Genomic DNA, 11,827 nt, shown 5'->3' on the forward strand with positions numbered 1-11,827 from the left:
AGGAGGGACACCGATGTCCGCACATGATGACGCCGACAAGGTCGCGCTGCACGCCCGTGACGTCGCCTTCGACTGGTCGCAGCTGCCGGTGCACTGGATCCCGGACGAGCCGTTCGCCACGCACCTGCTCGACGTCCTGCACCTGCTGCTGCCCGAGGGCGAGCGCTGGTTCGTCGAGCTGTTCTCCGAGGCGCTGCCGCTGATCCGCGACCCCGAGCTCGCCGAGGACGTCCGCGGGTTCATCGGGCAGGAGGCGATGCACGCCGAGTCGCACCAGTCGGTGCTCGATCACCTGACCACGCGCGGCATGGACACCGGCCCGTACGTCGACCAGGTGGCCTGGATGTTCCAGAAGGCGCTGGGCGACCGCGGGCTCACCGGCGCGGCCGCGCACGAGTGGCTCGTCGAGCGGGTGGGCGTGGTGGCCGCCATCGAGCACGTCACGGCGTTCCTCGGCCAGTGGATCCTGGAGTCTCCCGGCCTGGACGCCGCGGGAGCCGACCCGACGATGCTCGACCTGCTGCGCTGGCACGGCGCCGAGGAGGTGGAGCACCGGGCCGTCGCGCACGACCTGTACATGCACCTCGACGGGCGCTACCTGCGCCGGATCCGCTCCCTGATCACCGCGGGTCCGATGCTGGTGCGGCTGTGGATCAAGGGCGTCGCGTTCCTGCTCTCGATCGACCCGCGCGAGCCCGGCACCCCGCCCGTGAAGCCGACCTGGCGCGCCATGCTGCGGGCGTCGCGACGCGGGCTGGCGCCCACCGGCTGGGCCACGCTCAAGGCGATGGCCGCGTACGTGCGGCCGGGCTACCACCCGTCGCAGTACGGCTCCACCGACCTGGCCGTGGCCTACCTGGCCGTCTCGCCCGCGGCGCGAGCGGCCGAGGCCCGGGGCGCGGCGTGAAGGACCCACTGGCCACGCACAGCGTCGAGGGCGTGCAGCCCAACGCCATGATGCGCCGCGTCGACGCCGTGGCCGCGCGGGCCGCCCGGATCGCGGAGTGCAGCGGGCGGCGGCGCCGGCCGGCCCCCGGCGTCGACCGCGACATCAAGGTCATGATCGCCGAGCTGCGGGCGGAGGCCACCGACGCGGTCGGCCTGCGGCTGGTCAGCACCGTCGGCGACCCGCTGCCGGGGTGGCGCCCCGGAGCGCACCTCGACGTGACGCTGCCCTCGGGACGCGTCCGCCAGTACTCGCTGTGCGGCGACCCGTCCGACCGCTCCTGCTACCGGATCGCGGTGCGTCGCATCGACGGCGGGGCCGGCGGCTCCCGCGAGGTCCACGAGCTGGCGCCGGGCACCCGGCTGACGGTGCGCGGGCCCCGCAACGGGTTCCCGTTCGTCTCCGCGCCCGCCTACCTGTTCCTCGCGGGCGGCATCGGGATCACCCCGATCGCGCCGATGGTGCGCGCCGCCGCCGCGGCCGGTGCCGACTGGCGGCTGGTGCACACCGGCCGTGACCTGGCGTCCCTGCCGCTGCTGGAGACACTCGCCGGGCTCGACGAGTCGCGGATCCGGCGGCGCTCCGACGAGGAGCACGGCGGCCCCGCGACCGCAGCGGAGCTGCTCGCCGACCTGCCCGCGGGTGCCGCGATCTACTGCTGCGGGCCGCCACCGATGATCGACGCCGTTCGCCGGGCCGCCCCGACGTCGCACGGCTACCACTCCGAGCGCTTCTCCCCGCCCCCGGTGCTGGGCGGGCGACCGTTCGTCGTCGAGTTCTCCCCCGGCGGCGAGACGGTCGAGGTGGCCGCCGACCGGAGCGCGCTCGACGCCATCCGCTCCGTCCGCCCCGACATCGCCTACTCCTGCCAGCAGGGCTTCTGCGGCACCTGCCACGTCCGGTTGCTGTCGGGTTCGACGGAGCGTGACACCGCGGGCCCCGGCCGGATGGCATTGTGTGTGGGGCGGGCCGCAGGCGACCGCGTGGTGGTCGAGCTGGGACGGGGTGCATGAGGGGTTCTTCACCGGAGGGTTCCACCCGCCGCCCGGCGCGGCGGATGGTGCCGGAACGCCGCCGCGAGCACCTGATCGAGACGGCGCTGGAGCTCTACAACCGGCTGCCGCCCGAGCAGGTCACCGTCGAGGACGTCACGCGTGCCGCCGACGTCTCCCGCGCGCTGTTCTACCGCTACTTCGCGAACGTGGGCGAGCTGCACGTCGCCGCGCTCGGCTCGGTCGTCGAGGAGCTGACCGGCCGCATCACCGCGCCGCCCGGCGGCACGCTGGTGGAGCAGTTGCGCGCCGCCATCGACGAGTTCATGGCCGTGGTGGAGCGCCACGCGTCGGCCTACGTGGCGCTGCTGCGCAGCGGCTCGGTGTTCGCGACCGGCCGCACCGACGCCCTCGTCGACTCCGTGCGCCACCACATCATCGACCTGCTCATCGAACGCAGCGGCGTGACCGACCCGTCGCCGCTGGTCATGGCCACGCTGCGCGGTTGGGTCGCGCTCGCCGAGGGCAGCTCCGTGGCCTGGATCCAGCAGCCGATGATGTCACGTGACGAGCTGCTGGACTGGCTCACCGCCCAGCTCCCGGCCATGCTCGCCGTCACGGCGCAGTACGAGGGCAGCGCCGCCATCATGACGTGAGGCGGGTGGCGGAGCGTGCGCGGCCGGATGCGCAGCCCCTGCTCAGCGCGCCGCCAACGCCGTCCGTGTCAGGGCCGCCCGCAGCACCAGCCCGTCGGCGAGCAGGTTGGCCGCCCCGCCCTGCTCCCGGTCGATCGCGCACACCACGGTCTCGAGCAGCGCACCCTCGGCCCGCAGCGCCGCGCACGAGGCGAGCAGCGCGCCTGCCGTCGTCACCACGTCCTCGATCACGACCACCCGCCGGCCTGCCACTGCAGCACCTTCCGTCCGGCGCTCGGTGCCGTACGGCTTCGCCTCCTTGCGGACGAACGCCGTGGGCAGGCCGGTGAGCTGCGACATCATCGTGGCGATGGGGACGCCACCCAGTTCCATCCCGGCCAGCAGGTCGCAGTCGGGCAGCAGCGCCACCATCGCCTCGGCCACCTCGCGCAGCAGGGCCGGGTCGGCCTCGAACCGGTACTTGTCGAAGTACTCGGCGCTGACCTGGCCCGAGCGCAGTCGAAACGATCCGGTCAGACGGCAGGTGGCGTCGACACGGGCGGCGAGGGTGGCGTCCATGGCTGCAGCGTTCCAGGTCAGGCGGGCACCGCCGGCACGGGCTGTTCCTGCTTCGCCTTGCGCGCGGCGGTGGCCAGCACCGATCCGGCGAGGATCAGCACGAAGGACACGACGATCGCCACCGTCAGCGGCTCGGCCAGGAGCAGCACCCCTGCCGTCACCGCGACGGCCGGGCACACGTAGGTGAAGACCAGCGCGCGGGAGGTGCCGACCTCGCGGATCAGTGCGAAGAACACGAGGAACGCCAGCGCCGTGCAGAACAGGGCCAGGCCCGCCAGCGCGGCCAGCACCGGTGTCGACGGGAGCGCCGAGGGCCACGTCAGCCCGGCCGGGACCGCGTAGACCAGCGCCGCGAACCCGAGGCAGGCCGCCGTCATCGGCAGCGACGGGACGTCGGCGAGCTTGCGGGCGGCGATCTGCGGCGCCGTGGCGTAGCAGACCGCGACGACGAGCACCTCGACGATCGCCCACGGGTCGCCGCCGGTGAGGCCGGGTCCGGCCAGCACGACGACCCCGACCAGCCCGACACCCAGACCGACCCAGCGCACCGTGCCGAGCTGCTCGCCGGCGCCGGTCAGCCGGGCGACGACCACACCGACGATCGGGGACGCGGCGATCAGCAGGCCGGTCAGCGAGCTGGTGAGGTGGCGCTCGGCGTCGGCCAGCAGCCACCACGGCACGACGATCTCGATGACGGCGAACGCGAGCAGCGGTCGCCAGTACGGCACCAGCGGGCGCAGCCCGCCGCGGCGCAGTGCCAGCGGCAGCAGGATCGCCGCGCCCACGGCCGTGCGCGCGAACACCAGCACGGGCGTGGACACGCCCTCGACCGCCACCTTGATCATCAGGTAGGGGATGCCCCACAGGAATGCCATGAGGGTGAACAGCACCCAGCCACGTCTGGTCACGAGAACTCCGGTTCATGAGTGCGGGTCTCCATGCACTCAACCTAGAAGCCCGATTGGCCACATGTAAGCTCCAATCAACGTCACCTTAATTGGGCCAATGTCGACACGGTCGGGGAGGCGACGCCGTGGAGTTCCACGTGCAGCTCACCGGGCGCGGCGACCTGGCCGCACGGATCTACCGCCAGCTGCTCGACGCCATCCTCGACGGTCGCCTGCGATCGGGCGAGCGACTTCCGCCCACGCGCGAGCTCGCCGAGCGGCTCGACGTCTCCCGCAACACGGTCGCCGTGGCCTACGACCGGCTCACGGCCGAGGGTTTCCTCGTCGCGAGGGTCGGGGCCGGCACGTTCGTGGGCGCCCAGGCCCTGCCGCCGACCCGGCCCCGCGCCGCACCGGTCGGCGACGTCGCCCCCCGTGCGCTCTGGGCCGATGTCAGTGCCCCGGCGGCAACGGTCGCACCCGACCACGACTTCCGCGTCGGCATCCCGGACGTGCGCCTGTTCCCGCTGCGGACCTGGCGCCGGCTCGTCACGAGGGAGCTGCACGGGCCGGCGTTGCGCACCGCGGGCTACGACGACGCCGCGGGCCACGCGGGCTTGCGCGCGGCGATCGCCCGCCACCTCGGGGTGTCCCGCTCGGTCAACGCCGCCCCCGCCGACGTCCTGATCACCCACGGCGCGCAGCAGGCGCTCGACCTCGTCGCCCGCGTGCTGATCGAGCCGGGTGGCTGCGTGGCCGTCGAGGAACCCGGCTACCCGCCCGCGCGGCAGCTCTTCAGCTCGCTCGGAGCGCGGGTGATCGGTGTGCCGGTGGACGCAGACGGGCTGGTGGTGGACGCGCTGCCGGCCGACGCGCGGCTGGTCCACGTCACGCCGTCGCACCAGTTCCCGCTCGGCACCGCGATGTCGCTGGCCCGGCGCACCGCGCTGCTGTGCTGGGCCGAACGCACCGGCGCCGCGATCATCGAGGACGACTACGACAGCGAGTACCGGTTCGGCGGCCGCCCGCTGGAACCGTTGCAGAGCCTCGACCGGTGCGGGCGCGTCGTCTACATCGGCACGTTCTCCAAGACGCTGCTGCCGAAGCTGCGGCTGGGCTTCCTCATCGCGCCCGCGTCGCTACAACCGGCCCTGCGCGCCGCGAAGCGGCTGAGCGACCTGCACGGCGACCCGGTGACGCAGGGGGCCATGGCCGGGCTGATCGACGAGGGGCTGCTGGGTCGCCACATCCGCAGGGCCACCCGTGTCTACGCCGCTCGCCGCGAGGCGGTGCTGGCCGGGCTGAGGGAGCACCTCGACGGGCTGCTGTCCCCCGTGCCGTCGGCCGCGGGCCTGCACCTGTGCGCGCGCCTGCGCCCGGGCGTCGACGTCGACCTGCCGCGCGTCGTCGCCCGCGCGGCCGAGGCGGGCGTCGGGGTGGAGAGCCTCGCCGACCATTGCGCCGCGACACCGCCGCAGGAGGGGCTGGTGCTCGGCTACGGCGCGATCGACGAAGACGGGGTCAGCGAGGGCCTGCGGCGGCTGGCGGCGTGCTTCGGTCGGTGAGACAGCGGCGATCGGACGCCGGGCCCGCATTCAGCCGAGCGGGGGACGCACCACCTCCGACGGCTCCCGATCGGGCCGCAGCCCGCGCCACGCCGCGTGGCGCAGGTGGCCGTCGTGGGTCCAGGTCCGGTGCTCGACCTCCCCCACGAGCTCCGGCGTCACCCACACGGCCCCGGACGCCTCCGCCGCCAGGATGTCGCTGAAGGGCGTGGTCGGTGCGGCGAGCCCTTCGAGCCGCAGGAGCAACGCGTCGAGCGCGCGGTCGGTGAACCCGGTGCCGACGTCACCGATGTAGCGCAACGCCCCGGCGTCGTCATAGGCGCCCAGCAGCAGTGACCCGAGCCCGCCCGCCCGGCGGCCCTTGCCGCGCCGCCAGCCCCCGATCACCACCTCCTGCGTCAGCACGAGCGCGGTCTTGACCCAGGCCGGCGACCGGCGGCCCGGTTCGTAGCGCGCAGCCCGGCGCTTCGCGACGATGCCCTCCAGGCCGTGCTGGCGGGCGACGGCCAGCAACTGCTGGCCCGTGACCCCGTCGACGCTGGGCGGCACCCGCACCAGCGGTCCAGCGCTCTCCAGATCGAGGCTGTCGAGCAACGCCCGGCGGGCCACGTACTCCTTCGCGAGCAGCGGCTCGTCGTCGAGGACGAGCAGGTCGAAGGCGTAGAACAGCACCGGGACCGCCGCGCGCAGCTCGGGGGCCGGCCCGCGCACATGCATGCGGTGCTGCAGCAGCCCGAAGTCGGGACGGCCCTTCGCGTCGAGCGCCACGATCTCGCCGTCGAGCAGCAGCCGCCGCCCGCGCGCGGCGCCCGGCAGCGCGTCGAACTCGGGATAGCCGCCGCTGACGTCGTTGCCGTTGCGGCTGTGGGCACGCCACCGCTGCCCCCCGGTCCCGATCACCGCGCGGATGCCGTCCCACTTGAACTCGAACGCCCATCCGGGCCCCGCAGGTGGGGTGCCGGCGGTGGCCAGCATCGGCACGAGCGGCGCGGGAAGCGCCTCCTGCCCCTGTTCCACGAGATCACCGGGCCCTACTGTCAGGATCGCCCACGACGAGGGAGTGTGCGATGAACGATCAGACTGCCGGATCGGGCGGCGGAATGCCGTCCCCCGACATGGTCGAACAGATCCGTTCCCTGCTGGGACGCCTCGCCGAACTACCCGGACAGGTGACGGGCGGGCTGGGCCAGGCCGCCGGCGGGCTGCCCGGGATCACCCGGCCGGGTGCGCTGTCGGCGGCGCAGATGTCGAGCCTCACCTCGGCGATCACGGCCCAGCGCAGCACGATCGCCGCCCTGCAGGCCCAGCTCATCGCGTTCGACGAGCAGCTCGCGGTGCTGGAACAGCTGGTGGATCCGCTGTCCAAGCTGGCCGGAACATGGGCGAGCGTCGAGCGCGGGATCCTCGGTGGCGGGCACGGCGCGCCAGGCCAGTAACGCGTCAGGCCAGTAGCGCGTCGGCCAGCGTGCCGGCCATCCAGCGCTCCCACCGCTCGCCGCTCCAGCCGCGCGCGGCGAGGATCAGGTAGACCTCGATGCTGTTGAGCGCCAGTACGATGTCGGTGGCCTCGTCCACCGACATCCCGGGCTTGAGCGCGCCCCGGTCGGCGAACAGCTGCACGAGCACGCGCATCGCGGTGGCGCGCTGTTCCTGGTTGGTGGCCCACTGCGCAGCCATGTCGGGGTCGACCACCGCGGCGTCGCGCACCACGCTCATGATCGGCGCGATCCGCGCGTAGATCTCGCGGCCACTGCGCACCCAGAGTGCGATGGAGCGCCGCGAATCGGGCTCCGCGACGACCTGCTCGATCCACGGCCGGTCCAGCAGCGCCACCGGCTCGTCGTCGCCGACCGCCGCGATGTCGACCGCTTCCTTGAGCACGGTGCGCTTGTTGCGGAAGTGGAAGTAGACGGTCTGCACCGCGACGCCCGCGCGCTCGGCGATCTGTTCGAGCGTCGTGTTCCCGTACCCGCTCGCGACGAAGAGCTCGGCGGCCGCATCGACGATGCGCCTGCGGGTGGCCCTGGCCTGGGCAGTCCGTCCGGTCGGAGGCTTGACAGCACCGCTCATTCGCTGGAGTCTAACTCTAGAGTTCAACTACAGCGAAACGGGGATACCGTCATGGGCACGATCACCGACGACCAGGCCATGACCGTGCTCGACGTCGACGGCGACCAGGTCGCCTACACCGACTCCGGCGGCACCGGCACGCCGTTGCTGCTCCTGCACGCCGGGGTCTTCGGCTCGTGGTTCGCACCCCTGGCCACCGAGCCGGCGCTCGACGGCCACCGCGTGATCCGCGTGCTGCGGGCCGGCTACACCGCGGGTCCCGCACCGTCGCGCCCGCTGTCGATGGCCGATCACGCGGCGCACGCCGCCGCCGTGCTGGACGCGCTGGGCGTGTGCGACGCCCACGTCGCCGGGCACTCCTCCAGCACGGAGATCGTGCTGCAGCTGGCGCTGGACCGGCCGGACCTGGTCGCCGCGCTCATCCTGTCCGAGCCGCCGCTGGTCGACAGCCTCGCCGACCCCGCCGACCTGGACGTCCTGCACGCGACGCTCGGTCCCGTCATCGGCGCGGCCATGGGCGCCTTCGCCGCGGGCGACATCGCGAGCGCGTACGACGCGTTCATGGGCGGGGTCTGCGGGCCCGAGCACCGCAGCGTCCTCGCGGCGGCGCTGGGGGCCGACGCCGTGACCCGCGCCGAGCAGGACTCCCGGTTCTTCTTCGCCGACGAGGTGCGCGCGGCCAACATGTGGACGTTCGACGCCGCGACCGCGGCACGCGTCACGCAGCCCGTGCTGCTGGTGCAGGGCGGGGAGAGCCCGGCACCGACCCACCGGCTCGTCGCCCATCTCGCGGGGATGCTGCCCGACGCCCGCATCGCGACGATCGAGGGCGACAACCACCTGCTACCGCTGCGCAGCCCGGCAGCACTCGCCGAGCTGGTTGCGGGGTTCGCAGGGTAGGCGGCTAAGGGTGGGCCGCAAAAGGGTGGGCCGCAAAAGGGTGGGCCGCAAAAGGGTAGGCCTCAGTCGAGGCAGAACTCGTTGCCCTCGGGGTCGGTCATCACGATGTGGCCGCCGCTCATCGGCGGAGCGGGCTCCTCGCGGTGCACCCGGGTGGCGCCGAGCGCGACGAGCCGGAGGCACTCCGCCTCCAGCGCCGCCATCCGCTCCTCCCCCTGCAGGCCGGGAGCGGCCCGTACGTCGAGGTGCACCCGGTTCTTGGCGATCTTGTCCTCGGGAACCTGCTGGAAGAACAGCCGCGGGCCGGGTCCGTCCGGATCCTCGATGGCCGACCGCGTGTTGCGCTGCTCCGGCGGCACGCCGATCCGCGCGAGGAACTCGTCCCACGCGGCCAGCGGGTCGGCACCGGCGGGCACCACCACGCCGGGCGGTCCGGGGTGGACGTAGCCGAGCACGTCACGCCAGAACGTCGAGAGCGCCTGCGGGTCGTGGGCGTCGAAGGTGACCTGGATCTGACGGCTCATCGGGTGGCTCCGTTCGAGTGCAGGTAGAGATCGCGCAGCAGGCAGACCTCGGACAGGTGGTGGATCAGCTCGCGGTGGATGTGCAGCACCAGGTCGGCCATCGGGGCCTCGGGGAAGGGCTCCTCGTCGCCGACCCGGACCAGCAGCCCGGCGGTACCAAGGCCGCGCACCCCGGCGAGCCAGACGTCGAGCTGGGTCTCGAGCTGCTCCAGTGCCGCCTTCGCGCTGCCGGCGTACTCCCAGGTCTCGTACGACGCGGCCGGCGCACCGAAGTGCGCCGCGTTGCGCACGGCCAGCACGCCCACGATGACGTGACCGAGCCGCCACGCGATCGTGGTGAAGGGTGCGGGGTCCGGCGCCGGGAACGCGAAGTCCACCGTGAAGTCACCCGTGCCGGCCTGCACGGGCGCTGTCGAACTGCCGCGCGGCCGCACGCTCCAGGCGTCCGGCACCGGCGACCAGAAGTACTCGTCGTCGGTGAGGCCCTCCAGCCGGGCCCGGATCAGGTAGCTCCACTGGAACTCCCACTGCTCGCGCAGCGCCCGGTTCCAGTCGATGTCGTGTTCGGTCATGGGAACCACCCTGGCACCGATAGCGGACAGTATCGCTCCGCTATCTGCGGCAGAGTGGGTGACGTGGACGTGACGAGCGGTGCCGACCGGGGGACGACGGAGCGGGTGCTCACCCTGCTCGGGCTGCTGCAGCAGCGCCAGGTCTGGACCGGACCCGAGCTGGCCGACCGGCTCGGCGTCACGGCGCGCACGGTGCGCCGCGACGTCGAGCGGCTCCGGACGCTCGGCTACCCGGTCCACGCCAGCCAGGGTGTCGGTGGCGGCTACCAGCTCGGGGCGGGGCAGGACCTGCCGCCGCTGCTCCTCGACGACGAGGAGGCGATCGCCACCGCGGTCTCCCTGCTCGCCGGCGCGGGTGGCGCGGTCGCGGGCGCGGGCGATGCCGCGCTCCGGGCACTGACCAAACTCGACCGGGTGCTGCCCACCCGGCTGCGGCACGAGGTCCAGGCGCTCGCCGGATCCGTCGAGTCCTTCGGTGGTGGCCGCACCCCCGTCGACCCCGACATGCTCATGACACTGGCCAGGGCCTGCCGCGACGAGGTCGAGGCCGGCTTCGACTACCCGTCCGGCGGCGAGGTGCGACGGCGGCGCGTCGAGCCCTACCGGCTGGTCGCCTCCGACCGGCGCTGGTACCTGCTGGCCTACGACCTCGACCGGGCCGACTGGCGCAGCTTCCGCGTCGACCGGATCACCGCCGCGGCACCGCGATCCTGGCGCTTCCGCCCGCGCGCCGCGCCCGACGCCGCGACGTACGTCCAGGAAGGGGTGGCGAGCCGGGTCTACGCGCGGCAGGCACGCTTCCTCGTGCACGCGCCCGCCGCCACGGTGCGTGCCCAGATCCCGGCGTCCGCTGCGGTCGTCCGGCCGCGCGCCGACGAGCGCTGCGAGGTGCTCGCCGGCGCCGACAACCTCGACGGTGTGCTGCTGCACATGGCCATGCTGGGCCACGCCTTCGACGTGCTGGCGCCGCCCGACCTCGCACAGCGTTGCCGGGTGCTGGCCGAGCGGCTGCTGGCCGCGGGGACCTGAGCCGCGGCCACCCCGTTCAGGGTGCCCAGGCCCGCATCAGCTTGGCGAGCGTGGCACGCAGGGCGCGCTGCTCGGCGTCGTCGAGGTCGGCCAGCAGGTCGTCCTCCATGCCCCGGATCGCGGCACGGCACCCGGCGAGCACGGCGCGCCCCGGCGCGGTCAGCGCGACGACCTTGTTGCGGCGGTCGGCGGGGTCCGGTGTGCGCCGCAGCAACCCGCGCGCCTCGAGCCGATCGAGGATCGGGATGAGCCGGGTCTTGTCGCGGCCGACGCTCGCCGCGAGCTCGGACTGGGTGGACGCGGCGCCGCGCTCCAGACCGCTCAGCACCGCGTAATCCCACATCTCGACGTCGTGGGCGCGCAGCACCGGGATCTCCGCGTCGAGCACCGCGCGGGTCAGCGCGTACAGCATCGCCCCGAGATCGCGGTCCGGCTCGTCCACCGGGAGATCCTACCCCTTGACATATCGTCTACCTTCGTAGATCGTCTACCTATGACTACGATTACTGATCTGCGCCCCCTGCACCTGCGTGCCCTCGTCGACGCCCACCGGATCGTCGCCGCCGTGCGACCCGCCGACCTGACGCTCCCGACACCCTGCACCGACTGGGACCTGCGCGCCCTGCTCGCGCACATGATCGGCCAGAATCACGGCTTCGCCGCCGCCATCGCCGACGGCGACGCGCCCGTCGAGTCCTTCGCTCCCCTGCCACCCGATCCCGACGACATCATCGGGGACTGGACCCGGTCCGCCGACCGGCTGACCGCGGCGTTCACCGCCGCCGCGCCCGACCAGCAGGTGCGCCTCGTCGAGATCAGCGCGGAGCAGCCGTTCCCGCTGACGATGGTGGCGATGTTCCAGCTCGTCGACACGGTGATCCACAACTGGGACGTCGCCACGACGATCGGAATGGCCTACCGCCCCGACGACGACCAGCTCGCCGCGTCGCTGGGCATCGCCCGCCAGATCCCCGACGGTGCGGACCGCGAGCGACCGGGGGCGGCGTTCGCCCACGCGGTGCCCGCCACCGACGACCCGACCACGACCGACGACTGGACCACGACGCTCGCCCTGCTGGGCCGGCAGGCGCGGTAGCTGGCACGAGGATCTTCGGCGGGGCAGGATCG

15 protein-coding genes are annotated in these 11,827 nt (G+C 73.5%); 8 read left to right on the forward strand and 7 right to left on the reverse strand.

What is annotated here, in order from left to right; translation table 11 throughout:
- The first annotated feature begins 13 nt into the window (after positions 1-13).
- The 3 genes from ACFPFQ_RS11575 to ACFPFQ_RS11585 are packed head-to-tail and all read left to right on the forward strand — an operon-like array spanning position 14 to position 2,594.
- Positions 14-907 carry a metal-dependent hydrolase gene (locus ACFPFQ_RS11575; protein ID WP_379617725.1) on the forward strand — a complete coding sequence of 298 codons (894 nt, stop codon included), beginning with the start codon at positions 14-16 and terminating at the stop codon, positions 905-907.
- On the forward strand, positions 904-1,959 hold the full coding sequence (locus tag ACFPFQ_RS11580) for a PDR/VanB family oxidoreductase (RefSeq protein ID WP_379617727.1): 1,056 nt from the start codon (positions 904-906) through the stop codon (positions 1,957-1,959). The genes ACFPFQ_RS11575 and ACFPFQ_RS11580 overlap by 4 nt, the downstream gene beginning before the upstream one ends.
- Positions 1,956-2,594 carry a TetR/AcrR family transcriptional regulator gene (locus ACFPFQ_RS11585; RefSeq protein WP_379617729.1) on the forward strand — a complete coding sequence of 213 codons (639 nt, stop codon included), beginning with the start codon at positions 1,956-1,958 and terminating at the stop codon, positions 2,592-2,594. Before ACFPFQ_RS11580 ends, ACFPFQ_RS11585 begins: the two co-directional genes overlap by 4 nt.
- Positions 2,595-2,636: 42 nt before the next feature.
- Here the strand turns inward: ACFPFQ_RS11585 and pyrE are convergent, their stop codons facing one another.
- Both pyrE and ACFPFQ_RS11595 read right to left on the reverse strand, forming a co-directional pair.
- Entirely contained in the window at positions 2,637-3,152 is a 516-nt protein-coding gene (pyrE, locus tag ACFPFQ_RS11590) for an orotate phosphoribosyltransferase (protein ID WP_379617731.1), read from the reverse strand.
- A 17-nt stretch (positions 3,153-3,169) separates the two neighbouring features.
- A complete protein-coding gene (locus tag ACFPFQ_RS11595; protein ID WP_379617733.1) occupies positions 3,170-4,060 on the reverse strand; it encodes a DMT family transporter in 891 nt (296 codons plus the stop codon).
- Between the two features lie 125 nt (positions 4,061-4,185).
- Here ACFPFQ_RS11595 and ACFPFQ_RS11600 point away from each other — a divergent pair, with 125 nt between their 5' ends.
- Entirely contained in the window at positions 4,186-5,604 is a 1,419-nt protein-coding gene (locus tag ACFPFQ_RS11600; RefSeq protein ID WP_379617735.1) for a PLP-dependent aminotransferase family protein, read from the forward strand.
- A 30-nt stretch (positions 5,605-5,634) separates the two neighbouring features.
- Here ACFPFQ_RS11600 and ligD read toward each other — a convergent pair whose 3' ends face one another.
- On the reverse strand, positions 5,635-6,621 hold the full coding sequence (gene ligD / locus ACFPFQ_RS11605; RefSeq protein ID WP_379617737.1) for a non-homologous end-joining DNA ligase: 987 nt from the start codon (positions 6,619-6,621) through the stop codon (positions 5,635-5,637).
- Positions 6,622-6,671: 50 nt separating this feature from the next.
- Here ligD and ACFPFQ_RS11610 point away from each other — a divergent pair, with 50 nt between their 5' ends.
- Positions 6,672-7,040 carry a hypothetical protein gene (locus ACFPFQ_RS11610; RefSeq protein ID WP_379617739.1) on the forward strand — a complete coding sequence of 123 codons (369 nt, stop codon included), beginning with the start codon at positions 6,672-6,674 and terminating at the stop codon, positions 7,038-7,040.
- A 4-nt stretch (positions 7,041-7,044) separates the two neighbouring features.
- Here ACFPFQ_RS11610 and ACFPFQ_RS11615 read toward each other — a convergent pair whose 3' ends face one another.
- On the reverse strand, positions 7,045-7,674 hold the full coding sequence (locus ACFPFQ_RS11615; RefSeq protein ID WP_379617741.1) for a TetR/AcrR family transcriptional regulator: 630 nt from the start codon (positions 7,672-7,674) through the stop codon (positions 7,045-7,047).
- A 51-nt stretch (positions 7,675-7,725) separates the two neighbouring features.
- Between ACFPFQ_RS11615 and ACFPFQ_RS11620 the strand changes: the two genes are divergently transcribed.
- The gene (locus tag ACFPFQ_RS11620; RefSeq protein WP_379617743.1) at positions 7,726-8,574 is read left to right on the forward strand and encodes an alpha/beta fold hydrolase; all 849 of its coding nucleotides are present in this window, start codon (positions 7,726-7,728) and stop codon (positions 8,572-8,574) included.
- Positions 8,575-8,636: 62 nt separating this feature from the next.
- Here the strand turns inward: ACFPFQ_RS11620 and ACFPFQ_RS11625 are convergent, their stop codons facing one another.
- A complete protein-coding gene (locus ACFPFQ_RS11625; RefSeq protein WP_379617745.1) occupies positions 8,637-9,098 on the reverse strand; it encodes a VOC family protein in 462 nt (153 codons plus the stop codon).
- Complete coding sequence (locus ACFPFQ_RS11630; protein ID WP_379617747.1) at positions 9,095-9,670, reverse strand: DinB family protein; 576 nt, start codon at positions 9,668-9,670, stop codon at positions 9,095-9,097. The genes ACFPFQ_RS11625 and ACFPFQ_RS11630 overlap by 4 nt, the downstream gene beginning before the upstream one ends.
- A 69-nt stretch (positions 9,671-9,739) precedes the next feature.
- Between ACFPFQ_RS11630 and ACFPFQ_RS11635 the strand changes: the two genes are divergently transcribed.
- Positions 9,740-10,699 (forward strand): helix-turn-helix transcriptional regulator, encoded by a 960-nt coding sequence (locus ACFPFQ_RS11635; RefSeq protein WP_379617841.1) that lies wholly within the window; start codon positions 9,740-9,742, stop codon positions 10,697-10,699.
- Between the two features lie 16 nt (positions 10,700-10,715).
- Here the strand turns inward: ACFPFQ_RS11635 and ACFPFQ_RS11640 are convergent, their stop codons facing one another.
- Positions 10,716-11,141 (reverse strand): MarR family winged helix-turn-helix transcriptional regulator, encoded by a 426-nt coding sequence (locus ACFPFQ_RS11640; RefSeq protein ID WP_379617749.1) that lies wholly within the window; start codon positions 11,139-11,141, stop codon positions 10,716-10,718.
- A 51-nt stretch (positions 11,142-11,192) separates the two neighbouring features.
- Here ACFPFQ_RS11640 and ACFPFQ_RS11645 point away from each other — a divergent pair, with 51 nt between their 5' ends.
- A complete protein-coding gene (locus ACFPFQ_RS11645) occupies positions 11,193-11,795 on the forward strand; it encodes a TIGR03086 family metal-binding protein (protein ID WP_379617751.1) in 603 nt (200 codons plus the stop codon).
- Positions 11,796-11,827 lie beyond the last annotated feature (32 nt).

The organism is Pseudonocardia sp. GCM10023141, assembly GCF_042653605.1.